Source organism: Mycobacterium sp. smrl_JER01 (assembly GCF_048513595.2).
GTDB lineage: Bacteria > Actinomycetota > Actinomycetes > Mycobacteriales > Mycobacteriaceae > Mycobacterium.
Genome location: NZ_JBLXXK020000002.1, coordinates 238,138 through 261,025 on the forward strand (window position 1 = coordinate 238,138; position 22,888 = coordinate 261,025).

A 22,888-nucleotide genomic window follows, 5' to 3' on the forward strand; every position below is an offset into this window, starting at 1 on the left:
CGTAGTGGCATAGTACGTATTTGGAACGTACATCACTGGAGCATCAGGAGAAACGCCTGTCACAGTCTCAACTCGGTAACACCTGACCGGCCGGCAGGATCTGCTGTTGGCCCGAGGTGCCGGTGCCTTGGATCCGATTCGATGACGCACGCCGGGGCGAAATCGGTTGCGCAGCCACGGCGAGGTCCCCGACATCTGGTCTGTTGGCGGCTACATTAGGAGGCTGCAGGGTGCCGCCCTGTGCGAATCGGCCACCTCGTTAGAGCGAGCAGGAGTTGCGGCGGATGGAACAGCGAGGATTCGGCGATCTCGAAGCGGTGGTCATGGACTGGGTGTGGTATCACCAGGAGCCGGTCACCGTACGCGACGTGTTCGAGGACCTGTCTGAGCAGCGGCCAATCGCGTACACCACGGTGCTGTCGACCATGGACAACCTGTATCGCAAGCGGTGGCTAAAACGGCAGCGCAACGGCAAGGCCTATGTGTACCGGGCGGCGATGAGTCGTGAAGAGCGGTCGGCGCGGCTGATGAAAGCTGCCTTCGACTCCGGCGGCGACACCAACACTGTGCTGGCATTTTTTGTCGAGCAGATGAGTACAGAGCAATCAGCCCAACTGAAGGCGGCGCTGCGTAAGGGGCGGCGATCATGACGACGGCGCTGTGGCTGGTGCTCTACGGCGCAGTGCTGGCGTGGCTTGCTCCACCGGTACTGCGGCGCCTTACTGGTGGCGGGGTCAGCCCGTCCATGGGTGTGGCCGCCTGGCTGGCCACGGTTGCCGCCGTGCTTGCGGCATGGCTGGCGGCAGTGGTGCTGGTGGTCAACGCGACGTCAAACAGCATCCTCGACGGCTCGGTCGTGACCCTCTGCCTGGAACTGTTTGGGTTCTCCGATCACACCCCGCTGGCGGGACGCCTCGGCTCTATTGCGCTCATCGGCGGGGGGCTGCTGACCTCGGCGGTCGTGGCGCTGCGACTGGGTCGCTGCCTGGCCGGACTGCGCACCCGAAGCCACGAGCACGCACACGCCGCGCGGATCGTCGGTCGGCCCACCGACCATCCCCACGTCGTTGTCGTCGAGGCGGACCTTCCCGCCGCTTACTGTGTCATCGGCCGCCCCCATGCCATCGTCGTCACCTCGGCGGCCGTGAAATCGTTGAACCGAGCGCAACTGAAAGCGGTTCTGGCCCACGAGAATGCTCACCTAACAGGGCATCATCACCACATTCTCATGGTGCTGCGTGCCCTCGCCGCCACCCTTCCCCACCTGCCCTTGTTCGCCTGCGCACATCAGGCTGTGGCGGAACTGCTGGAGATGTGCGCCGACGATACCGCCGCTCGTCGCGTCGGCACTCGTCCTCTACTGGCGGGGTTGCTCGCGCTGGCCGGTCACCGACCTCCGGTGGCCGAAGGTCTGGCCGCGGCGGCAATGGCGATCATCACCCGCGCCGAGCGACTAGTCACCCCGACGCGTCGGCACGTGCAGTGGCGTCATCGCGCTCTCCTGGTTGCCGCCATCGCCACGATGCTCGCCACACCGGCATTCATCCAGGTGCTCTGCCACCACTAGGTGCCCCTAGCTCTGATCCGGGTTCGGGTCGGCCAATGCGCACTTCGACGGACGAGAACCCTTCGACGGTCGGGTATCGGCCCACCCAGCAAAGTCTTCGCTGACCGCCTGACGCCTGCGTCCACAGCGTAGATTATCTACGGAGTCAAACCGTAGATGACCAGTGCAAAGGCTTGCTGTTGGCGGTTGCGCTGTAACGCCTGGATCAGCGAGGACGGCTGGGATCAACGCCGAAGGCCGTTGATGACGCGACCCGGCGCTAAATATCCCGGTCGGCGCGCCATCTACGTAGTAACTACATAGATGGCGGTAGGCTGTCTCGTAGGCGGTGCAGTGAGGATGCATAGGCGCGCTTTAGTTTTCGTGAACGGCTAGGAGAATGCCACGACGATCGAGTCGCACCGCTATGTCGCTGGTTCCGTACCGCCAGTGGCGGCCGCTGGCCGCATCCGTGTGCTACTGGTGGAGCCTCGACGCATCTATGCGGCCACCGTGGCGCGACACTTACGCGCCGGCGGTTTCGCCGTGGAGGTGGCCTATTCGCCAGGTGCTGCACTCACAGGGCTGCGCGAGCGTGATCCCGATGTGGTCGTGGTGGGCGTCGGCACTCAGGGGCTGGGCACGGCCATGCTTGACCGCATCCGTCAGGAAACTCAAGTCGGCGTGGTTGCTCTCAGCGACGGCGATATTACGCCGCTGCTCGTGAGTACCGGGGTCGTCTGTGTGGGCGACATCGAGGCGCTGAACGTGCGAATTCGGCTGGCGCTGAGGCGCTGCGGTGTCGGCGGCGAACCACGTGGCGGCGGCCACGGCGACGAGACGCATCGCCGTGAGATCGGAGATCTCCGTATTGATGTGGCCGCGCGTCGGGTGTTCCTCCGCGACGAGCCATTGCCGCTCACCCGCACGGAGTTTGAGATTCTCTGCACGCTGGCGGAGAGTCCCGGTGAACCGGTGACGTGTCGTCAATTGCAGCTGAGCCTGTGGGGGGATGCGTCCGACGGTGGCCGGTCCACTCTGGGGGTGCATGTGGGTAATCTTCGGCGCAAGCTGGGTGAGGACCCACACTCACCGCGGTATCTCCGTACGGTGCGCGGGACCGGTTACTGTCTGACCGGCTAAGTGGGGGCAGCGAGTGCCTGGTGCGCCGCAGTGATGCAGCTGGTGACAGATTGCGGCGAGGACTTAGCTTTCGATGATGCGAACGACGTAGGGCGTCATCCCTGACGTGCGCACTGGGGAGATCTTGATTGGCACGCCGGTCTGCTGTGCCTCGAGCATCTGCCCGCCGCCGAGATAGATAGCTTCGTGCTGGCTCCCGCCCGGGCCCCAGAACAGCAGATCGCCCCGCTTCGCTTGGGAGGGTGGCACCTTGCGGCCGGCGTCGTACTGATCACCGGACCATCGCGGGAGCAGAACTCCAACGCCGGCGAAGGCGAACCGTGTCAGGCCTGAACAGTCAAAGCCGACGGTGCCTGCCCCCTGGTCGACGCCGCGGCTGGGACCGGTGAGGCTTCCGCCACCCCAGGAGTAGGGAACGCCGATTTGCGTTCCCGCCCTCCGGATTACGTACTCGATCGCTTGCGCACCATTGACCCGGTTTCCGCGCACGCTCGTCGACGGATCCGCGGCGGGACTGACGAGCCCCAGGCTGCTGAGGAAGTTGCGACCCATGCTCATGGCGGTCTGCGTCGCCATGGCCGTTGCCTGAAGAGAGGCGTTCGCGATGGCAACCGGATCACCGGGAGCGCCTGCGCTCGCCACCTTAGGAAGCAGTGGATCCCAAGGGCCGGCGGCAGGTTGGGCCGACGCGACCGGTGCGCACGCAAGGAAAAGCAAGACGACGATGGCGATCACACCGGAGAGCCGCCGAACCGCCTGTGCTGCTACAAGGATTGTGGGGTCGCAGCGGTCAGCGCGGGCAGTTGGAGCACCCTTGCTCCGGACGTGTGATTCCATGTCTTCTCCTCGGTGCGCCGCGCGGTGAGCTATCACACGCACCAATAGCGGGGCTGAATCGCATAAGTACGGCGCAGCACCAAAATACGTAGCTCCTACGTAGAAAAGCGTAACTCACAAAAGCCCCACCAGTAACAGTAGCCACATAATTACAATGGTGAAATTCGCTGCGGCAGCTCGGTTTGGATGCGGCAAGTACTGGACTAGAACCGTTTTTACGGTCGGGAGGACGCGCGTGAATAGCGCGCCGATGAACGCAAACTGTGCGAGCTTCTCGGAGAAGGAGGCACTATGGGCCGTCGTCGGGGGTAGCAACAATTCTGCCCCGCGCGGTCACGTGAAGCCTCGTCGGCGGTAGCGCGCCGCCTTCGGTCATCGGGGAGTCGATGAGCTCCAGCCACGCCGACAACCGCCCGTACGGCAACGGCGTCTCAGGAGTGACCCCAAATGCGCCGCGGAGAAAGGGGTTCAGCGACGCTGGGCACCCGGGCATGTCAGCCCGGTGTCACTAACTTCCGATGCTCAGAGGTTGGCGTTTCCGGCCTTCCATTGCTCCCAGGGGATGTTCCAGTCTCCGAGTCCGTCGGTTCCTGACAGGGTTGCGCCGGTCGTGTTGATGACTTCCACGATGTCGCCGCGTCGGGTGTTGTCGTAGAACCAGCGGGCATTGGCTGGATTGACGTTGAGGCATCCGTGGCTGACGTTGGCGATGCCTTGGCTACCCACCGACCATGGGGCAGAGTGCACGTAGATGCCGCTGTAGGACATTTGCGTGGCCCATTCGACTTCGGTGCGGTAGCCGTCGGGCGAGTTGGCGGGGACTCCGTAGGTGGACGAATCCATCACCAGGAAGGAGTAGCGGTCTCCGATGATGTAGGCGCCGTTGTCGGTGGGCGTTTTGGCTTTGCCCATGGAGATGGGCATGGTTTTGACGACTTCGCCGTTGCGCCGCACGGTCATCGTCTTGGTGGCGTCATCGGCGGTGGCGATGATGTGGTCGCCGATCGTGAATCGTGTGGTGACGTCTTCCTGGCCGAAGAGTCCGTCGCCGAAGTCGACGCCGTAAGCCTCCACCGACACCTCAACGTGCGTTCCGGGCTCCCAGTATTCGGCGGGGCGCCAGCGGACTTCACGATTGCTGAGCCAGTAGAAGGCGCCCTCAACCGGGGGGTTCGTGGTCACGGTGATCGCCTGCTGCGCCGCAACCCGGTTCGTGATGTTCTCGTCAAAGCGAATCGCAATGGGTTGACCCACGCCCACCGTTTCGCCGTCATTGGGCAAGACGTAGGGCATCGTCAGGTTTTCGGGGGAATGGGTTTCGAATGTTGCGCTGGTGCTGGTCGTTCCGCCAAGCCCCTGTGCGTGCGCCTGCAGAGTGTACTGCTTGTTGTAGCCCAGCGGTTCCGCCGATGACCAGGTAACGCCGTCGGGGCTCAGCTGCCCATCAACAAGTTCGCCCGCCTCGTTGGTCAGCGACACTTGGCCGAGAACACCGTCGCCGGCGGTAACGGTCACGGGGGCATCGACAGCGACGCCGATCGCACCATCAGTCACGGACGCTTCCAGTTTCGGTACGAGCAAGTCTGCGTAGGGCGTGCCCTTGTCGGTGATGACGTCGGGCGTGGGCGCCGCCGCCGGAGACGAGGTGCAGGCGGTCGCGATCAGCAGCACCGCCACCGCGAGGACGGTCGTGCGCAACCAGTGCGTCGTCGCTCGAAACGCTGGTGGGCAGCCTATCTGCGGCATGAGTGAGGCTCTCCGTATCGGGTCTTCGTCATCGGCTAACGGGCGGTGGCACCGCCTGGTGCGTCGCGAGGGCCGGTCGCGGGCGACGGTGCACCGTTTACGGGTATGCCTTCAAGAGTGCTCTTGAGTCGTTTAGCTTTCTTAGTCCTTCGATGAAGATTCGATAAAGCTGGCACTAAAAGCTGGCTCCTCGGGCTTGCACAACCGCCAAAATCGGGGGCGCGTCCGTCTGTTGGTCCCAGCCGAAAGTGGTGGAGCCGTCTGTCGTTGCCGTCGACCGCGGCGAGGCTGGCTAGCGGGTCGAGCCACGCTGCACCGGTGAATCGGGGGCCCGACGGCTACAGACGATACGTCGAGCCTTGGCCGGATGGCGGTATCGGCGCGTTTCCGTCGGCCGTCGTGGCCGTGGTCAAGGACTTGAGGCTGCAGCCGCTGGCGTGGGTGAACGGGTAGATCATCTGCCGCAGATAGCTGGTGGGGTAGTCGGGTTTGGCGGCCATGCCGAGCTGGGTGGAGTCGAATCGCCATGTGGCGTCGTAGGCGTAGGTGCGCATCAGGTGGTCCCACACCAGGGTGAACAGGCCGAAGTTGACGTCGCCGACGCCGGCCCATTTGAGGTGGTGGAAGCGGTGGCCTTCGTTGAGGGCCAAGACATACTTGGCGGGGCCGATGCGGTAGTCGGCGTTGGAGTGCTGCAGCAGCTGGATTGCCACCGCCAGCGCCAGTACGGAGGCTACGTCGACGGGCAGCCCGATCAGGATCAGCGGTGCGACGCCGGCGGCCATCTCCACGGTTTGGTGCAGGGGGTGCTTCATCTGGCCGTTGAGGCCGTAGAAGCGGGTGACGCTGTGGTGCACCGCGTGAAAGCGCCACAACACACCGATCTTGTGGCTGGCCAGATGTACGACGGTGATGCCGAGGTCCGCGACCAGGATCGCGGCGAGGACCTGTGCGATGAATGGCCAGCTGTGTGGCCACAACGGCGGTGCGGGGACGATCGCGGCCAGCAGCGGGATGGCGGCCACGCTTGCCAGGATGAGGGTTTCGTTGACCGCGACGTGGATGCGGTCGCGCGTGCTGTCGGCCCGGTCACGGTTCCACGCGGTGTCATACGGAATGACCAGCTCTACCAGGAACGTCGTCGTGATCGCGACGACCAGGACGGCCAGCAGCCAGTACTTCTGGGCGCCGCCGGCGGTGAAGACGATGCCGGCGCCGTTGAGGCCGATCAGCATGAACGGCACGTAGCCGTAGCGGGCCACCGCCTGGGCCGCGGTAGCCGCCGTCGATGTCGGAGAAGTCGTGCTCATGCCGTGAATCGTCGCGGTCACCGACACGGCGGCGCTTGAATGATCCGGCTAAAGGCCGGCTTCGTGGTCCCAGGACACGTGCCGGCTCAGGACCGGTCTCAGAGATGCGTTAGCTTAGTTTGACGCCTGTGCTCACACGAGCGGAGAAGTCAGGTGTTTACTCGCGGTGATCATGATCGCCGTGGTCGTCCTGCGCAGGCACCGCGGGTGGGGCCGGAACTTCGGCCGTCGCCGGTGCAGCCGACTCGCCGGCAGGCTCGTTGACGGGCGGCGGGGCGGCCGGCTCGTGATTGCTGTCAGGGCTTTGAACATGCTCGCTGCTCGTCCCATGATCATTACCCTCCGCGGGCTCGGCGCCAGCGCCGTGGTGATCGCTATGCGCATCGTCGGGGGTCGTCGCGTCGTGCTCGCCGTGCCCATCCTCGGGGGTCGTCCCGTGGTGGCCACCGTCCGCGCTCGCTGGCGCATGGCCGTGCTGCAGTCCTGAAGCAACGCCCACCGTGGACGCCAGCGTCACGACACCGACGGCGCCCATGAGCACTAATGCGCTGCCGAACACCGGTACCGGCTGTCCTTGCAGGCCGCGGTACCACACCCAGCTGGCGCCCATCACGATGTAGATTTGAAGCAGCAGTGCGCAAAGGTCCGCGGCTTGGACCAATTCCGCTTCTCCCGCGCTGGGGCCGAACGGGGCTCCCACGGTCCTGGACAGGGCCCAAAGAGCAATGGCTCCAACGTTGAGCATGATGCCGGCAGCAAGCACAGGAGTCGTGGTTCGTGCGAGAACCAGGCGCGCCCAGAGCAGTTGGAAGAGTGCGATCGTTGCGAAGAACAAGCCTGCTGGCATCCACTCCTGCCAGTGGGTGGGTACGACGGCGAAGTGGATGACCGCGGCGCCCAGCGATGCGAGCGCGGCGAGCCGAGCCGCCAACCGGCTGTCGGTTTTCTTCGCTGTCCTTGGCGCCACCGAACCAGGATGACAGCGCCACCCGCGACAGCGGTTGCATGACACCACATCTCAACACGACCGAGATTCATTTGTCATCAACTACTGTCTTCCTACGTAGACGCCGTCGATGCCACCCTCTGAGTCTCGACCACCGCCGCTTGGCCGTGCGGTAGGACGCCCGCTCGCACTTAGCGTCGGCGAATGTAGCGATTTCGCGGGTCGTTGCTCGCTGCTGAAGAGCGGTCGCAGACATTCGTCCGGGATACGCGTGTCGGCGGGTCCTGGTGCGCAGTCGGACCTGCAATTGTTGACGTACTTCTTGGTGGATGTCGACTCTGATGGTCGGGGCAACCTCAAGCGTCGCCGCCAGTCCATAGCGGACCGGTGCCGCCAACCGGCCCACGTCCACGCGGCAGTCAACGTTGATCTCAGGCGCATCGCCCGCTGCGAACGCGACGGCCCGTTGTCCTTCGAGTATTTCGTGTTGCACGGTGCCGTTACGGCGCCTCGACGACATCCGCGAGCATTCGCCGGGATATGCCACTTGCTTGGGTAGTGGCGGCGGCGTCTTAGGTGCTGTAATCGGGCGTCTACCTGCACGACAGGGTGTCTGAGACGGCAAATAACGCGCATTATGTGTATGTTTTGTGGAGCTTGTTGAGTCACTTTGCGGATTATTCTCGCCGCTTTTATGGTTAGGCGCTGTAGAGTCGCTGCTGACGAAGGAGGTGCTCGCGAGATGTCCGACTTGTTGATCAAGGCTGGGGACGACACCGCGCGGATGGACACCCACGAGGTTGTCGCCTACCTTCTGGCGCGCCTCGGACCCACCCTGACGGCGTATATCGCCAGTTCACGAAGTCGTGCGATGCCAGCCCGGTGGGCCACCCCTCCGGGGGAGCGCAACCACGCCGAACCCTCGACTGAGAAAGCGCGGCGGCTGACGGCAACGCATACCGTCTTCTGGCTGATCGAGGAAGCCGAAAACGACCAGGTTGCCCGGAACTGGCTGATTTCTGCGAATCCTCGCCTAGACGGGATCACGCCGGCGCAACTGCTACGCGAAGATCAGTTTGGTGCTGTCTTTCGCGCCGCGGACGCGTTTATCACCGACACCTACCATGCCTAGTCACTCGTGACGTCGACTCTTCCTATACTCAGCCCGTTCGCTGTGTACAGAGAGGCAGGCGCGGGTGTCGTTGGTGGGTGCGACTATCTGCGCGTCGAGTGGGCTAAACATCGTTGCGAGTTCGGGTCAGAGTGTCTTTCGAGTGGCTCGGACGCAGTACGGTCCGGTTAATCCACCCCCGCGCGTTCCGGGTGAACATCCGGTCGAGGACTGGTCGCGATGGGATACGCCTGGGCGAACCATATACGGATGTTCCTCGGCGACAGGCGCTTTCGTTGAAGTGTTGGAGTATATCCGACCGGACCCGCCGGCGACGCTGCTGAGTGACCTCTTCGACGACGTGGAGCCCGATGACGCCGCGACGTTCGCCGCGCAGGTTGCGAAGGAGTTGCCACAGCACGGGGCGATGCCCTACCGGTCAATCTCGAAGGGCTGGCGGGAAATGCGCTCCCTCTACGAACTTCAATTGCCCTACAGCGGTTGGTTCGTCGACGTCACTGGCGCCGAATCGATCTCGGTGCTTTCCGAACGGCTGGGCTCGACTCTGCTGGCTGAGTGTGAGGTCGAGCACCTGACCCTCAGCGAGCTGACCAGCTCATCCGAAGACCTGAAGAAGCTCACGACGGGCATCGCAACGTGGATTCGAGACCGGACGGTTCTGTTCGACGGGGAGCGTCCGCACGGGATTGTTTACCCGTCCAAATGGGGTACGACGCTGGGCGACAACTACGCGATGTGGCTGCGGCGTACAGACGACGGGACTGGCCCCGATCCGGTGACCGAGATAGAACCCTCCAGCATCGGCAAGCACACAAAACCCTTTGTTGACGCGGCAAGATTGCGCGGCATGCGGATATTCTGAGCGCGACTAGCTGTACTGACCTGAGAGGTTAGGTATGCGGGTGGCGGGTGGTTGGCCGCCGAGTGCGGTGTGGCCGCGGTGGTAATTGTAGGTGTGTAGCCAGATCGGGAACTGCTCGCAGCGCTGGGCGTCGCTGGTGTAGAGCCGGGTATAGGCCCATTCGTCGCCGAGGGTTTGGTGAAATCTTTCTACCTTGCCGTTGGTTTGCGGCCGGTACGGCCGAGAGCGGCCGTGCTCGCGGTCGCGGGCGGCGTCGGCGCGGTAGAACCGTTCGAATACCCGGGTGATGCATTCGGCAGCGATTCCCTCGCCATTGTCGGCGACGGCGATCGTCAGCCGGTCGCCGTCGCGGACACAGCCGAGTTCGACAGAACCGCCCGGTGGAGTGTGCCGCAGCGCATTCTCGAGCAGATTGCCCAGGACTCCGCCCGCGTCACCCCGAAGCTGTGGGAAGACGAGCACCGGCTGCTGTCAGTCGGCTTCCACCAAGCCAAGAGACTCTGGCCCCGGTGTGAACGGATTTGTGAACGAAACAGTGCGTAAAGCGTGAGATGAGGCCGAACGAGAATGACACTGGAGACGCATTAAGTGACCTGACCTGGGCATTCAGGACACAACTGACCGCGTGAGGCGGCGACTGACCGGCTCATAACTTAGAGGTCGCATGTCGCGTTGTTCATCCCTCGGACGCGGCGGAAGCCGGCGATCGAGATTCTGGACGAGCACGCGGTTACGGCGGCCGGATTACGGTCTTGCAGGAACGACTCCTCGCGAGATGTCAGCAGTTGACGCGATGCGATTTCATGGACGACCGTTCGGTTCTAGGATTCGCCATTTAGATGGCAAAACTGGTTCGTCATCTCCGTGGCAAGACAGGAAACCCGCAGGCAGAGCCATCGCCATATGACATGGAGTTTGGCAATCTACATTGGGGTAGCTGCGGCGGTCTTGTCGGTGGTTTCCGGCATACTCTTTTGTGACGGGCACGCGTGTGGGCGGGCCCGCTGATCCCACGAAGGGGAGTGTCGAATGTCTGTGGTTTCTCTGGCTAGCCCGTTGCGAGTCCGTGGCGAGGGGCCGGTAAGTCTGGCGCGACGGGTGGTTGCTGCCGCCGGTGTGGTCCGCGACCTCGACGGGGGCGTTCCCGACGACCGGCAGCGAGCGGTGCTGGTCAAGTCCACGGACGTGGTGTACGACGTCGTCGTGTGATTCTTCGAGGTGATGGTTCAGGCGGTCAGTGCCGCCGGGTTGGCCTCCTGTTCTTTTGGGGTGTCGTTGACGGTACGTGATTTGCTGAGAACGTCGAGGCCGAGGTAGCGGCGGGATTCGGCCCATTCGTCGTGTTGTTCGGCCAGCACGGCCCCGACGAGGCGAATGAGGGCGTTGCGGTCGGGGAAGATGCCCACGACGTCGGTCCGGCGGCGGATTTCCCGATTGAGCCGTTCCTGGGGGTTGTTCGACCAGATTTGGCGCCAGATCTGCTTGGGGAACGCGGTGAACGCCAACAGATCTGGCCGCGCCTCCTCCAGGTGATCGGCGACCGTGGGTAGCTTATCGGAAAGTGCATCGACGATCCGATCATATTGCGCCGCAACTGATTCCGCATCGGGCTGGTCGAACACCGAGTGCAACAAGGTGCGGACCCACGGCCACGACGATTTCGGGGTGATCGCCATCAGGTTCGTCGTGTAGTGGGTGCGGCAGCGCTGCCAGGCTGCCCCGGGCAGCGTGGCGCCGATCGCGGCCACCAGCCCGGCATGAGCGTCGCTGGTGACCAGTTTGACCCCGGAGAGGCCTCGGGCGGTCAGCGACCGCCAGAACGTCAGCCAGCCGGCCCCGTCCTCGGCGGTGGTGACGTCGATGCCCAGGATCTCGCGGTGGCCCTCGGCGTTGACGCCGGTCGCGATCAGGGCGTGCACGTTGACCACTCGGCCGCCTTCTCGGACCTTGAGGACCAGCGCGTCAGCGGCGACGAACGTGTACGGGCCGGCATCGAGCGGGCGGGTCCGGAAGGCCTCGACGGCGGTGTCGAGTTCCTTGGCCATCACCGACACCTGCGACTTCGACAAGCTGGTGATGCCCAGGGTCTCCACCAGCTTGTCCATCCGCCGCGTCGAGACCCCGAGCAAGTAACACGTCGCCACCACCGTGGTCAGGGCCCGCTCGGCGCGTTTACGGCGTTCCAGCAGCCAATCCGGGAAGTACGAGCCCTGCCGAAGCTTGGGAATCGCCAGATCCAATGTGCCTGCACGGGTGTCGAACTCGCGGTGACGATACCCGTTGCGCGAGTTCGTCCGGTCGGAGCTGCGCTGGCCGTAGCCGGCACCGCACAGTGCGTCGGCTTCGGCACCCATCAGGGTGTGGATGAACGTGGCCAGCAGCTCACGCAGCACGTCGGGATGGGCGGTGGTGAGTCGTTCGGCCAGCACGGCAGGCAGGTCGATATTGTGGGCAGTGGTCATCGCGTTGATTCCTTTGCTCGAGTGACTTTGGACGGTCCCTCGAAGAATCACGCGATGACCCTCAATCATTCGGCTACGACACGCCGGTACCGCTGATCAGGTCCGACTCGTACACCACGCTGCTGGACGCAACCGCGGTGCTGGCTGCGTTCCCGGGGTGGGGGCCGGTGGCGAAGGTGTTCGATGCGCAGCCCGAAGGGGTGTGGGCCGAGATCGCCGACGAGCTCGACGAGATCGCCGGCGAGGCCGTGGCGGCGGCGGCCCGGGTTGTTGATACGTCCTACTTCACCCCGGCGGCGTTGGTGGCGCACATTTACGGGGTGCTGTGTGCGGCCGGGTTTGCCGGGGGCTCGGTGCTCGATCTCGGGTGTGGTTCGGGGGCGTTCCTAGAGCATGCCCCGCAGGACTTGCCGATTGCCTACACCGGTGTCGAAGCCGATCCGCTGTCGGGGGCGATTGCCCGGGCACTGCATCCCGGAGCCACCATCGTCACCGGGGAACTTCAGCGAGTGTCGCTGCCTCACCGTCGTTTTGATGCGGCGGTCGGCAATGTTCCTTTCTCATCAGCGCGGGTGCATGACGGCGCGTGTAGCTTCTACGGCCCGTTGCACGAGTACTTCATCCGCCGTGCCGTCGACGCGGTGCGGCCCGGCGGCTATGTCGTGGTGGTGACGTCGCGGCACACGCTCGATGGTGCCCGCGCGCTGTCGAGTGCGATCGGCGCACGGGCGGACCTATTGGCGGCGGTGCGGCTGCCGTCGGGCTACTTCGGGGGCGTGGGCACTGATGTGGTCGCCGACGTGTTGGTGCTGCGGGTGCGCGACGGTGACGACGAGCAGCTGGGATGGTCGGCCGGCGATGGTGCGGCCCCGGTGACTCTTGAGCAGACGGTATCCGGGCGGCTGTGCCGGGAGCGGGTCAGCGCCTTTTGGGCGGCGCACCCTGAACTGGTGGCCGGCCGGATGGCCCTGACCGGGTTCGACCGCCAGCCGTTGAGGGTGCAGGCCCAGGACCCCGCGGCGGCGGTAGAGGCGGCGTTCGCGGCGGTGGCTCCCCGCCTGGTCGCCTACGGCGCCGACAGCGATGCCGTCGACGACCTCGGCGAGGTGCGGCTGACCGACGATCAGGGCCGCAAAGAGGGATCGTTTCATCTCGTCGACGCTCAGGTGGTCCAGGTTGTCGACGGAGCGCTGGAGCCGGTGAAACGGCCTACTGCTGAGCTGCGCGCACTGATCGGCTTACGCGACGCGGCGGTGGCGCTGATCGAGGCTGAGGCGGACTGGGACACCCCTGATGACGTGCTAGAGCCGTGTCGCGCGCAGTGCGCCCTGGCCTACGCGCAGTACGTGGAGAGGTTCGGGGCGCTCAACCGGGGCGTGGCCACCACCGGCAAGCCGGATCCCGAAACAGGGATGCCACGCCTGGGGTGGCGCGCTGCCACGCTGTCGGGATTCCGCCGGGACCCCGATGCGGCGCTGGTGTTTGCATTGGAGGTGTTCGACCAGGACAGCGGCGAGGCTGAGCCGGCGCCGATCCTGACGCGTCGGGTCAACAAACGACCGCAGCCGGTGACCAGCGCCGACACACCTGGGGAGGCGTTGTCGGTGTGCCTGGGTGAGGGACGCGGACTGGACCTTGACCGGGTGGCCGCACTACTGGGCCTCACCGACGCTGAGCGCGCGTTCGACCTGCTCGGGGATCTCGTCTACCGGGAGCCGAACACCGATCGGCCGGTGCTCGCCCGTGACTACCTGTCTGGTGACGTACGCAGCAAGTTGCGGGAGGCGCTGGCCGCCGCGGCGGCCGATAGCCGCTATGAGCGCAACGTCACCGCCCTGGAGGCGGTGCAGCCGGCATGGCTGGGCCGCGACGAGATCCGCATCGAGTTGGGATCGCCATGGGTGGGTGCCGGCGACGTCGCGGACTTCTGCCGTGAGGTGTTCGGTGCGCGCGCTCGGGTCGAACACATAGCTCCGCTGGCGGCTTGGGACGTGGAGGGCAGCCGGCGGTCGATGGCGGCGCAGGCTCAGATCGACTACTGCACCGAGAGGATGGACGGTTTCGAGCTGCTGCAGATCGGTCTCAACGGCGCCGCTCCGGTGGTGTGGGATGAGGTGTATGACTCAGAGTCGCGGACGCGGCGACGGGTGCGCAACGCCGATCAGACCGAAGCGGCCGAGCAGAAGCTCGCAGCGATCCAGGAACGATTCTCGGTGTGGGTCTGGGAGAGCGCCGAGCGTGAGCGTCGAATCGTCGAGACTTACAACGACACAATGAACGCACGGGTGCTGCGTCACCACGACGGGTCGCATCTGACGTTCCCGAGCTTGGCGCAGGGCATCGAACTATGGCCGTGGCAGCGCGATTTCGTGGACAGGGCCGTCTCAACACCGGCAGCGTTTTGTGCCCATGAGGTCGGTTTAGGTAAGACGCTGACCGCGGTAGCTACCGCAATGACATTGCGGCAGTTCGGAATAGTAAACCGCGTGGGGATGATCGTCCCCAATCATCTGATAGAACAGGCAACTCGTCAGGCATACCAGGCGTGGCCGGCGGGACGGTTCCTGATCGTGACCCGCAACGATCTCCACGGTGACGCGCGGCGGCGGTTCGCGGCCCGATGTGCGACCGGGGACTGGGATCTGGTCATCATGACCCACGAGACATTCTCCTCGATCCCGGTCCCGGCCCGTGTGGAACGGCAGTGGCTTGAAGATCAGCTCGGCGAGCTGGAGAACTACGGGCGCACCGTGGGGCACGCCGGCAAACGGATCGCGGCCGCGGTGCGGGCTCTGCAGGGCAAGATTGAGCGGCTGCGGTCGGCCTACAACGACCCGCAGGCGGTCATGTTTTCGCATCTGGGTCTGGACTATCTCATCGTCGATGAGGCCGACAAGTTCCGGCGCCTGCCGGTGACGACACGCGCAGAGGGGTTTTCGCTGGGGTCCTCGAAACGCGCACTCGACCTGTTTTTGAAGATCGCCATGCTCCGGCGAGCTCATCCCGACCGGCCGCACGCGTGTTTGATGACGGGCACGCCGTTTACCAACACGTTGGCCGAGGGTTTCGTGTGGCAGCAGATGTTGGCGCCTGACCAGCTCGACCGCACCGGCCTGGGCCACTTCGACGCCTGGGCGGCGCAGTTCGTGCGCTACGAGGTGCTGATCGAAACCAGCCCCGATGGGGCGGGATTCCGGTCACGGCGCCGGCCCTCGGTGATCCAGAACGTGCCCGAGCTGCGGGTGATGCTCGCGGAGTTCATGTCGATGGTCCGCGCTGACAGCGTGGGGCTTGCGCGGCCGGAGGTGCGCCGCCACACCGAGGTCACCACGCCCACACCACGGCAGCAGGCATTCATGGACACGCTGGTGACCCGTGCTGATGCGCTGCGCAAACGAGTTGTGAGCGCGGATGCCGACAACATGCTGCTGATCTGTGGTGATGGACGCAAGGTCGCCCTGGACCCGCACCTGGTGGGCATCGACAGCGCCGCCGACAGGGGTGGGGACCTGTCCGAAGAGCACCGGAGCGACACCGCCCCGAAGCTGAGGGCCGTCGCTGATCGAGTCGCCGAGATCCACCACGCCACCCGAGACCTGGTGTACCGGGGATCGGCGACGCCGGGGGCATTCCAGTTAGTGCTCTGCGATCTGGGGACCCCACGCCCGGGTGATACCCAGAGCTACGGGCGGCTACGCGAAGCCCTGATCGCACGCGGGGTGTCTGCCGCCATGATCAGGTTCGCTCACGAAGCCACGACCCCCAAGGCACGCGAGGCGTTGTTCGCCGGATGCCGAGACGGCAGGGTGGCGGTCCTGATCGGGTCGACGCCGAAGGTCGGCATCGGGACCAATATCCAGAACCGGCTGCACTCGCTGCACCATGTCGACCCCACCTGGACCGCGGCGGCGTGGGAGCAGCGCAACGGCCGCGCGGTGCGCAACGGTAATCAGCACGACGTGGTCGACATCTACTCCTACGTCACCGAAGGCACCTTCGACGCGTACATGTTCGGCATCGTCGAGCGCAAGGCCCGCGGATTCGAGCAGCTTTACCGCGTCGACGGTCAGGCTCGCGAGATCGAGGATCTGTCCGGTGACGGCACGTTGAGCTTCGGGGAGCTCAAAGCCGCCGCGGCGGGCAATGATCTGCTGCTGCGTCAGCACGAACTGGCCACCAGGGTCCGCAAGTTGCGGCTGGCACACGTCACCGTCCAGCAGAACGTGAAAACCCTGCTGAGCCAGGCAGCCCGCGCAGAAGCCGGCCAGCAGGCCGCCGACGAGCGGATCGACAGGCTCGGGCAGTTCGCCGCCCACAGCTCGGGTATGGCCGCGATCGATCTGTCGGTGGTTGCCGAACGGGCATGCACTCAGAGTGAGCCGGGCCGGGTCTTCTCGGGATATGGGCGCGATTGGAGCGATGGCCGGGTACGGATACGCATCGAGGACAGCGACCCGGGTCGGCGGCTGGTGCTGTCGTTCGAGTATCGCACTCTGTGGGCCGAGGCGGTACCGGGCCGGGTTTGGCGCCGTGGAGCCGGCGCGGTCAAAGCCTGGTCGGAGGCCATGGTCGCTGCGTGGATCGGCGGCATTGATGACGAGCTCGGCGAGACCCGCGCCCGCAGAGGTGAGTATGCCGAGCAGGCGGCCACTGCCCGCACTGTGATCGCGGGAACCGATCTGGCCGAGCCGGCCGATCTGGCCGCCGCCCGGTCAGAACTGGCCGAGGTCAATGCGGCCATCGCAGCGGAACTGTCCGACACTGAGGGCCAGCACACCGCAGCCTGAGCGAGCCGCGGCACCGTCCTGACATCGAGGGGTGATGCAGGACGGTGCCGCCGGTGGCGAGGCTACCACCCACCGGACCGTCTCCGCTCCCTCCACCACCCGGCACGGGGTGGGGGAGGGAGCGACTTGGAGACCGACAATGGGGGGGCGGCAGCAGGCGGTGGTGGGGGAACTGTTCTGTCGGTGGGCGACAGTAAAATTGGACGTATCGGGCACGCGTTCGGGCTGGCCCGTCAATCCCATGGAGAGGGGAACTGTCATGCGTGCTATCAGCGAACCGGGCAAGCTCATCGAGGCCATCGCTCCTGTTCTTGGATTCCCGCCGCGTGAATCGTTGGTGCTGGTGACTGTTGTCGGGGGGTCGCTGGGTTGTGTGTTGCGCGCCGATCTGGCCGATGTGAGAGCGGACGGGGTGACGATGATGGTGGGAGCCCAGCCGGTGTGGGCTGCCGATGGCGTCGTGGCGGTGGTGGTGTCCGAGGATCAGGCGCACTGCGCGATGTGCGGGGAGGAGATCAAGGCGTGGATGCGCGAGCTCGATGCGGCGTTGCAGAAGTGTGGGACTGAGCTGCTATCGGTGTTGGCCATCGACCGGATTGAGGCCGGCGGGCAGTGGCACTGTGCTGACGGGTGCGGGGTTTCCGGAACTCTCGGGGACCCGATGGCGTCGGAGATCGCGGCGATCAGGGTTGCCAGCGGGCAGCGCCTTTATCGCAGCCGTTCGGAGGTCAAGGCGTTGATCGCGGTGGACCCCGTGCGGGCGAGGGCGGTCGCGTCGATCCTGGAGTCCGTCGAGTCAGCGGTCGCGGGACAGGTCGACGTGGCTGAAGCAGTGCGGGCGGCGACGTCGGTGGCGAGTCGGCTGGCAGCGGGTGCGGCCATTGCGGATGCCGAGCTGGCCGCCGTCGGCGCCACCTTGACCGACATCGCGGTCCGAGATCAGCTGTTCGCCTTGGCCGACACCGCGACCGCGGCAGCTGCGGAAGATCTGTGGACGGTGCTGGCGCGAGTGCTGCCCGGTGCGTGGCGTGCGGAGGCGCTGGCCCTGCTGGCGGTATCGGCCTACGTGCGCGGTGACGGTGTACTGGCCGGTGTAGCCGTGGATGCGGCGCTATCCGAGGCTCCCACGCACCGGATGGCGGCCATGCTTCGGATGTCGCTGGAGGCCGGCCTAGAGCCGGACAAGATCCGCCAGGTGGTCGCACAGGTACGTCCGGCGCCGATGCGCTGAACCGCGCAGGGAGGTGACGAGCGCCTCGGTGCCGATGGCGCCGGCAGTCAGTGGCATTTCGCCACCTCCCTGCGGGGGGCATCGGTGCGCCGCGCAAACGACTTGGCGCATGTTCTGTCACCGACACCTCCCCACCCGGCACAAGGATGGGGAGGTGTCGGTGAATTCAGAGGCAGACGTTGTGTGCCAACGCGATTCAGTGTGAAACGGTCGGACGTGGCAGGTAGAATCGCTGGTGACGGGCACGCGACCGGCTGGCCCGCAGAGTTCCCACGGAAGGGGAATCGAAATGACTGCTGTGATGGAACCGGAGACGGAGATTGCCGAGAGGCCGGTGGGCGAACTGCTGGGCAACGGTGTCGAGTCGGGCTCGGTGGTGGAGGTATCAGGTGACGCCGGGCCGACACAGGGGTGGCTGGTCGTAGAGGACGGTTCACCGACCGGTGAGCGGCGGTGCGCTGTGGTGCCGCTCGACGGCGCGGGATCAGTGTTGTCGGGGTCCATGTGGGAGGTGAAGGTGAAGCCAAGCGCGGCGGCGGGGGTGATGCCCCAGTGGGTTTCGGCAGTGGCCGCCGGGTGGTGGGCATGCCGTGTCGCGATTAAGGAGCGCGACACGGCGCAGCGCGAGTTGCGCATTCATGGAGAGCGACTGGAGCGCATCGTCGATGCCGCACATGAATACGCTGATGACAACGACTTGTGTAGCCGGTTTGATGATTTCATGCGTGAGCAGGGCCTGCGAGCGCGTGTGCGGGAGTATCGCGTCGAGGTGGAGGCGCGCGTGCGGGTCACGGTGCGCGTGAGCGCCAGCAGCGCGGACGCTGCGAGTGACGACGTCGACGACGCGCTGATTGCGGACGCACTGAGTGAGCTCAGCAGTCGGGAACTGTACGGGGCGATCAATCGCCACGAGGTTATGGGAGTCGACGACGAGTGAGCAGTGAGCAGTGGTGGGCGCTGCGCCAACAGCGTCCACCACTGCACGACCCCTCCCCACCCGGCACAGGGGTGGGGAGGGGTCGTGACCTTGCTGGGTATGTCGGAGGGCGTCGCCGCTAGTGTCGACAGTGTTGACGGGCAAGCAGGTTGGGCGGGCCCATGCTTTCCGAAGGTTTGACAAGAGGGAGAGATTCGATGACTTTCACCGAAGAGCGCGCGGGACACGGCGGGCTGGTGGCGATGGCGGTGCAGCTGGAACGCCGCTGCGTCGGTGACGACAGTCGCGCTGCATGGCAGCTGGCTCAGCGCGTGCGTGAGGGAGCTGCTGCGCTGCTTCCGGCGTTGACGACATTGCAGGCCGACTTCGACCGGCTTAGCGTGCTGGACTCGGATTCGGTGTCTGCAGGAGACTACCGGGAACACGACGAGCACAATGCTGATGTTCGTGAGGATATCGCCGATAGTGCAGCGGCACTTGCTGAGCAGATCGAACGGTTGCTGTGGGCGGCACCTGCCGAGGAGGTGTCTATCCCCGGACGCGCCTGGACGGAGTTTCTCGGGAGGGAGTACGAGCTGGACTTGGATCATCCCGGAGACGTGACGCTCGCAGCGGTGCTCGGCGAGTTGGCCCTATTGATAAACCGTCGCGCCAGCGCCGAGGATGAGCAGTAGGAGTGGGGGCTGTTCTCATTCGCTCTGTGGCGTTGCGTATATGCCTACCGCGAGAGCGATTAGGGCGGTAGGGTTTGACTTGTCGTGAGGGGCAAGCACCAAGGCGGGCCCTGGACTCCCAGTAGAAGGGGAAATTGTGATTGACGAGAATTCACCCGTGATGGTTCGGGTGGGTACCGACGGCGCGATGTCGGTGGTGCCGCTGGTGCTCGACGAGTTCGATAGCGCCGCCTCGGCGCTGTGCTATCAGATTGGTTGCCGGATCTTTGCGTTGTCGGAGCTTTCCGAGGCGATCGATGTGTGGACTGATGAGGAGATCCTGGTCTACATCGACCGGCACGACCCTGCCTCACTGACCGGGGTGATCAACACGACCGCGACCAGGATCGCGACCCGGCTTGGACAGGCTCTCCCCGTCCTCGGTACCGCGGTGTTCACCAGCCGCGAGGCTGGTAGGACGATCGGGCTGTCAGGTGAACAGATCGCCACTCTTGAACGCCTTGCATTGGCCTCACCGGTCCGTGAAGTTCTCACCAGTGAGGAGGTCGCCTGATGGGCGCCGCAGCACCGGCGTGCAACGCAGTGACCCCGCTGGTTGAACTGGTCAGCCTCGCAGCGCGTGAGGGCTGGAGCATCGCCGAACCCGAGAGCGACGGCACCTTGGAATGGACTCGCGGAGCCAACCGTGTGGTCGCCAGGTTCACTGTCTCGACGCAGCGGCCCCGCTACTGCGCCCTTGTCAACTACACCGACTACGACGGCACAGGAGAAGCCCAGCTCGGCGCGGTCGTGTGGCGCGGCATAGGTAACGGAGGCGACAGCGACGAAGCCGCAGCAAGCATGCGCCAGTGGTTCGCTCAGCCGGTCCGCGCGCTCGATGCGCCGACGCAGTGGTGACGATCATGCGAACAGACAGCACCCGCGGAACAGATGGCCAGTGCGCCGCCGGGTCGGCGGAGCCTGACGAGCAGACACAGACGTGGGAGATCCCGGCCCACAACCTGGAAGCGTTCAAGGCCAAGATCGCGAAGGCCAACAGACGGTTGGCCCACGCGGGCCTGGATGCGCGATTCGAGATCGAATACGAAGAGTTCGAGGTCAAGAAGGCCGTTCGCGTCGACCGCGCCGTGATGAGCCAGCATGAACCGGCCTACATCGTCGAGCCCTGGGTCCGGGCGACTCTCGTCGGGCCGCTCACCCTGCGGCACGGCCACTTCACGTTCGTGGCCGTCCTGGTACCCGAGCAGGCGGGAATCACCGTGCACTCGGCCCCGGGGCAGGAACTCAACGGATACAGCCCGCGTGGCGACAACACCTGCGATCACTGCCAGGTCGAGCGCAGCCGGTCCCGGCTCTACCTCGTGCGCGATGAGCGTGACGCAACCATCTTGCAGCTCGGGCACTCCTGCATCGAGCTCTACACCGGCGTCCGGCCGAAAGGCTTGTGGTCTCTGACGTTCGACGAGGAACTGGAAGACCTCACCCGCAACGACATCGACGGTGGGGTCGGTTCACGACACTACGGTGCCTCGATCGACGCAGTGCTGGCATTCGCGTTCGCGCACTCTGACCGTGGCCGCTCCTACGTGCCGTCAGGAATGTACTCGGAGATTTCCACCGTCAGCAGAGTCCGCACCAGCCTGTTCGCGAACATCGAAGGCCTGCGTGATGCCGACCGTCGCTACTACCGAGCCAAGGCCGCCGAGGCCAGCCAGTATCTGGCCGACATCGACCTGATCGCCGCCATCAAGGCGGCCGTGACCGAGACCGCCGCTGACAGCGACTACGGCCGCAACCTGCGCGTGCTCCTGGGCGGGGAAACGGTTTCTGGGCGCAACGTCGGAATCCTGGGCTCGCTAGTGAAGGTGTACGCCCGCCAGCAGCAGATAGAGGCCGAACGCAAAGCCCACCCCGTCGTCGCCGGATACCTTGGAGAGATCGGTGAACGCGTCAAGGGCATTACCGCCACTGCAAAGACTGTGATCTACCGAGAGGGCGATTGGGGCCACACGACGTTCCTGGTAGCCATCGCCGAGGACGGGCACACCATAGTGTGGAACGCCAGCCGCGCCCTGGGCATCGAGTCCGGTCAGCGCTTCACCATCGCCGCGGCCACCGTTAAAGCCCACGAGGTCTACAACGGTGTCGACCAGACCGTCCTGTCCCGACCAGCAAAATTCGAGATCTGTGCAACGGAGGACAACCCGTGAGCCTCGCCGACAGTAGCGCTGCGCACTGTCACGACGACGGTTGCTACACGATCACCCAGACCACCACCACGGTGCGTCACATCACCTACACAGCCGCTGAGGTTAGGTCCATGCTGCGAGCCCACCAAAGTGCCGGCTGTTATCTGAATGAGGATCTGGGCGAGTCGCTACGTGCGGCGGTGCTGGACGCCACCGCGGTCGCAGATCAAGTCGCCGCCGATGCTGAAGTGATTGCCTCAACGTCGGAGTACGACGTCATACGCGTCGGCGCACTGATGCCGCAGGTTGGCACCGCCACGCGATAGACCGCGGCCTCACGCTCGATCACTATTCACCGCGAATCAACCTGTCGCCCATGGCATCGACGGACCGCATGGACTCGCCGTACACGGCAACGTGCCCAACCGTTGTCTGAGCGGCGTTCGCGATCGCCTCGATCTGGGCCGCAAGGTCCCGAAGGAAGTCCGCGGCCGCGGAGCCGTCGCCGACCACGGTCTCGGTGCACTCCAGTACGCGGTGTCCAATGGCGCGCACCGCGGCGGACTCGATTCGAAGGTCGGCAATGAGGCGATCCCCGTCGTCATACGCCCAGGCGTTGATGTCGCTCATGTGGCTGACGTTACATGCGAGAGTGCCGCTGTGCGGGCGACTTTCTCGCTGGGCGGGCTGGCGGAGCCAGCGTGGGGGGTGTTGGCGGATGGGGGTGCGAGACGTCGAGACCAGCGATAAGCGTTATTGGCATGAGGGAAGTAGCGCTAGGGTGTAGCGACGGCGGTCGAAGAGCGTGAACGTAATTGATTGGACGGCAATGGAGATAGCCGGATACTGCTGTACTGAGAAGGTGGCGGAAAGCCGAAAACTGTTGCTACACTGTAGATGTGACAAAGGAATGCGTAGCATTCCGAAAGTGACTGTAAGGCAATGGAAACGAGGAAGCATGCAGGTGTTGAGCGCGAAGCGCGAAACCGTCTGCAAGACAGTGACATTCAAAGTCACGCGAAGCGTGACGGCGGATAAGCCGATGCTCGAAAACGATTGCAGCACAGTGTGACTCAGCAATCTACG

Annotated in this window: 20 protein-coding genes and 1 pseudogene; 14 read left to right on the top strand and 7 right to left on the bottom strand. The window is 64.9% G+C overall.

The window, feature by feature from the left end; translation table 11 throughout:
* The first annotated feature begins 284 nt into the window (after window positions 1-284).
* The 3 genes from ACNUDN_RS29375 (at window position 285) to ACNUDN_RS29385 (ending at window position 2,689) form a co-directional block, all read left to right on the top strand.
* Complete coding sequence (locus tag ACNUDN_RS29375; RefSeq protein WP_011767911.1) at window positions 285-650, top strand: BlaI/MecI/CopY family transcriptional regulator; 366 nt, start codon at window positions 285-287, stop codon at window positions 648-650.
* Window positions 647-1,567 (top strand): M56 family metallopeptidase, encoded by a 921-nt coding sequence (locus ACNUDN_RS29380; RefSeq protein ID WP_011767912.1) that lies wholly within the window; start codon window positions 647-649, stop codon window positions 1,565-1,567. Before ACNUDN_RS29375 ends, ACNUDN_RS29380 begins: the two co-directional genes overlap by 4 nt.
* A gap of 525 nt (window positions 1,568-2,092) precedes the next feature.
* Entirely contained in the window at window positions 2,093-2,689 is a 597-nt protein-coding gene (locus tag ACNUDN_RS29385) for a winged helix-turn-helix domain-containing protein (RefSeq protein WP_233211103.1), read from the top strand.
* 63 nt (window positions 2,690-2,752) lie between these two features.
* Here ACNUDN_RS29385 and ripB read toward each other — a convergent pair whose 3' ends face one another.
* The 4 genes from ripB to ACNUDN_RS29405 form a co-directional block, all read right to left on the bottom strand.
* Entirely contained in the window at window positions 2,753-3,526 is a 774-nt protein-coding gene (ripB, locus tag ACNUDN_RS29390; RefSeq protein WP_011767914.1) for an NlpC/P60 family peptidoglycan endopeptidase RipB, read from the bottom strand.
* Window positions 3,527-4,048: 522 nt separating this feature from the next.
* Window positions 4,049-5,272 carry a L,D-transpeptidase gene (locus tag ACNUDN_RS29395; protein WP_011767915.1) on the bottom strand — a complete coding sequence of 408 codons (1,224 nt, stop codon included), beginning with the start codon at window positions 5,270-5,272 and terminating at the stop codon, window positions 4,049-4,051.
* A 338-nt stretch (window positions 5,273-5,610) separates the two neighbouring features.
* Window positions 5,611-6,582 (bottom strand): sterol desaturase family protein, encoded by a 972-nt coding sequence (locus tag ACNUDN_RS29400; protein WP_011767916.1) that lies wholly within the window; start codon window positions 6,580-6,582, stop codon window positions 5,611-5,613.
* A 157-nt stretch (window positions 6,583-6,739) separates the two neighbouring features.
* Window positions 6,740-7,597 (bottom strand): ICP22 family protein, encoded by an 858-nt coding sequence (locus ACNUDN_RS29405; RefSeq protein ID WP_011767917.1) that lies wholly within the window; start codon window positions 7,595-7,597, stop codon window positions 6,740-6,742.
* 673 nt (window positions 7,598-8,270) lie between these two features.
* Here ACNUDN_RS29405 and ACNUDN_RS29410 point away from each other — a divergent pair.
* Both ACNUDN_RS29410 and ACNUDN_RS29415 read left to right on the top strand, forming a co-directional pair.
* Window positions 8,271-8,660, top strand: a complete 390-nt coding sequence (locus ACNUDN_RS29410) for an antitoxin Xre/MbcA/ParS toxin-binding domain-containing protein (protein WP_013470149.1) — start codon at window positions 8,271-8,273, stop codon at window positions 8,658-8,660.
* A 280-nt stretch (window positions 8,661-8,940) separates the two neighbouring features.
* Complete coding sequence (locus ACNUDN_RS29415) at window positions 8,941-9,522, top strand: RES domain-containing protein (protein ID WP_234935307.1); 582 nt, start codon at window positions 8,941-8,943, stop codon at window positions 9,520-9,522.
* Window positions 9,523-9,528: 6 nt separating this feature from the next.
* Here the strand turns inward: ACNUDN_RS29415 and ACNUDN_RS29420 are convergent.
* A pseudogene (locus ACNUDN_RS29420) lies at window positions 9,529-9,945 on the bottom strand (integrase core domain-containing protein); the annotation flags it as partial.
* A gap of 606 nt (window positions 9,946-10,551) precedes the next feature.
* Between ACNUDN_RS29420 and ACNUDN_RS29425 the strand changes: the two are divergent.
* On the top strand, window positions 10,552-10,731 hold the full coding sequence (locus tag ACNUDN_RS29425; protein ID WP_419125356.1) for a hypothetical protein: 180 nt from the start codon (window positions 10,552-10,554) through the stop codon (window positions 10,729-10,731).
* 17 nt (window positions 10,732-10,748) lie between these two features.
* Here ACNUDN_RS29425 and ACNUDN_RS29430 read toward each other — a convergent pair whose 3' ends face one another.
* Entirely contained in the window at window positions 10,749-11,984 is a 1,236-nt protein-coding gene (locus ACNUDN_RS29430) for an IS256 family transposase (protein WP_419122949.1), read from the bottom strand.
* Window positions 11,985-12,151: 167 nt separating this feature from the next.
* On the opposite strand from ACNUDN_RS29430, the gene ACNUDN_RS29435 reads away from it, so the two are divergent.
* From ACNUDN_RS29435 to ACNUDN_RS29470, 8 genes are all read left to right on the top strand, one after another.
* Window positions 12,152-16,771: a helicase-like domain-containing protein gene (locus ACNUDN_RS29435; RefSeq protein ID WP_419125355.1), complete on the top strand. Its 4,620-nt coding sequence runs from the start codon at window positions 12,152-12,154 to the stop codon at window positions 16,769-16,771.
* Between the two features lie 259 nt (window positions 16,772-17,030).
* Window positions 17,031-18,002 carry a DUF4192 domain-containing protein gene (locus ACNUDN_RS29440; RefSeq protein WP_011896099.1) on the top strand — a complete coding sequence of 324 codons (972 nt, stop codon included), beginning with the start codon at window positions 17,031-17,033 and terminating at the stop codon, window positions 18,000-18,002.
* A gap of 301 nt (window positions 18,003-18,303) precedes the next feature.
* Complete coding sequence (locus ACNUDN_RS29445) at window positions 18,304-18,939, top strand: hypothetical protein (RefSeq protein ID WP_431961324.1); 636 nt, start codon at window positions 18,304-18,306, stop codon at window positions 18,937-18,939.
* Between the two features lie 197 nt (window positions 18,940-19,136).
* Window positions 19,137-19,613 carry a hypothetical protein gene (locus ACNUDN_RS29450; protein WP_041801081.1) on the top strand — a complete coding sequence of 159 codons (477 nt, stop codon included), beginning with the start codon at window positions 19,137-19,139 and terminating at the stop codon, window positions 19,611-19,613.
* A 160-nt stretch (window positions 19,614-19,773) separates the two neighbouring features.
* Entirely contained in the window at window positions 19,774-20,166 is a 393-nt protein-coding gene (locus ACNUDN_RS29455) for a hypothetical protein (RefSeq protein ID WP_041801080.1), read from the top strand.
* On the top strand, window positions 20,166-20,510 hold the full coding sequence (locus ACNUDN_RS29460; RefSeq protein WP_011896095.1) for a hypothetical protein: 345 nt from the start codon (window positions 20,166-20,168) through the stop codon (window positions 20,508-20,510). The genes ACNUDN_RS29455 and ACNUDN_RS29460 overlap by 1 nt, the downstream gene beginning before the upstream one ends.
* Window positions 20,511-20,515: 5 nt before the next feature.
* Entirely contained in the window at window positions 20,516-21,823 is a 1,308-nt protein-coding gene (locus tag ACNUDN_RS29465; RefSeq protein WP_233211118.1) for a hypothetical protein, read from the top strand.
* Entirely contained in the window at window positions 21,820-22,128 is a 309-nt protein-coding gene (locus tag ACNUDN_RS29470; RefSeq protein ID WP_099245368.1) for a hypothetical protein, read from the top strand. Before ACNUDN_RS29465 ends, ACNUDN_RS29470 begins: the two co-directional genes overlap by 4 nt.
* A gap of 22 nt (window positions 22,129-22,150) precedes the next feature.
* Here ACNUDN_RS29470 and ACNUDN_RS29475 read toward each other — a convergent pair whose 3' ends face one another.
* Window positions 22,151-22,432, bottom strand: a complete 282-nt coding sequence (locus ACNUDN_RS29475) for a hypothetical protein (protein WP_099245370.1) — start codon at window positions 22,430-22,432, stop codon at window positions 22,151-22,153.
* Window positions 22,433-22,888: the final 456 nt, after the last annotated feature.

Coding starts and splice junctions, on each gene's coding strand:
- ACNUDN_RS29375 (WP_011767911.1), top strand. CDS start 285: ATGGAACAGCGAGGATTCGGCGATCTCGAAGCGGTGGTCATGGACTGG.
- ACNUDN_RS29380 (WP_011767912.1), top strand. CDS start 647: ATGACGACGGCGCTGTGGCTGGTGCTCTACGGCGCAGTGCTGGCGTGG.
- ripB (WP_011767914.1), bottom strand. CDS start 3,526: ATGGAATCACACGTCCGGAGCAAGGGTGCTCCAACTGCCCGCGCTGAC.
- ACNUDN_RS29395 (WP_011767915.1), bottom strand. CDS start 5,272: ATGCCGCAGATAGGCTGCCCACCAGCGTTTCGAGCGACGACGCACTGG.
- ACNUDN_RS29400 (WP_011767916.1), bottom strand. CDS start 6,582: ATGAGCACGACTTCTCCGACATCGACGGCGGCTACCGCGGCCCAGGCG.
- ACNUDN_RS29410 (WP_013470149.1), top strand. CDS start 8,271: ATGTCCGACTTGTTGATCAAGGCTGGGGACGACACCGCGCGGATGGAC.
- ACNUDN_RS29425 (WP_419125356.1), top strand. CDS start 10,552: ATGTCTGTGGTTTCTCTGGCTAGCCCGTTGCGAGTCCGTGGCGAGGGG.
- ACNUDN_RS29430 (WP_419122949.1), bottom strand. CDS start 11,984: ATGACCACTGCCCACAATATCGACCTGCCTGCCGTGCTGGCCGAACGA.
- ACNUDN_RS29440 (WP_011896099.1), top strand. CDS start 17,031: ATGCGTGCTATCAGCGAACCGGGCAAGCTCATCGAGGCCATCGCTCCT.
- ACNUDN_RS29445 (WP_431961324.1), top strand. CDS start 18,304: ATGGAACCGGAGACGGAGATTGCCGAGAGGCCGGTGGGCGAACTGCTG.
- ACNUDN_RS29450 (WP_041801081.1), top strand. CDS start 19,137: ATGACTTTCACCGAAGAGCGCGCGGGACACGGCGGGCTGGTGGCGATG.
- ACNUDN_RS29455 (WP_041801080.1), top strand. CDS start 19,774: ATGGTTCGGGTGGGTACCGACGGCGCGATGTCGGTGGTGCCGCTGGTG.
- ACNUDN_RS29460 (WP_011896095.1), top strand. CDS start 20,166: ATGGGCGCCGCAGCACCGGCGTGCAACGCAGTGACCCCGCTGGTTGAA.
- ACNUDN_RS29465 (WP_233211118.1), top strand. CDS start 20,516: ATGCGAACAGACAGCACCCGCGGAACAGATGGCCAGTGCGCCGCCGGG.
- ACNUDN_RS29475 (WP_099245370.1), bottom strand. CDS start 22,432: ATGAGCGACATCAACGCCTGGGCGTATGACGACGGGGATCGCCTCATT.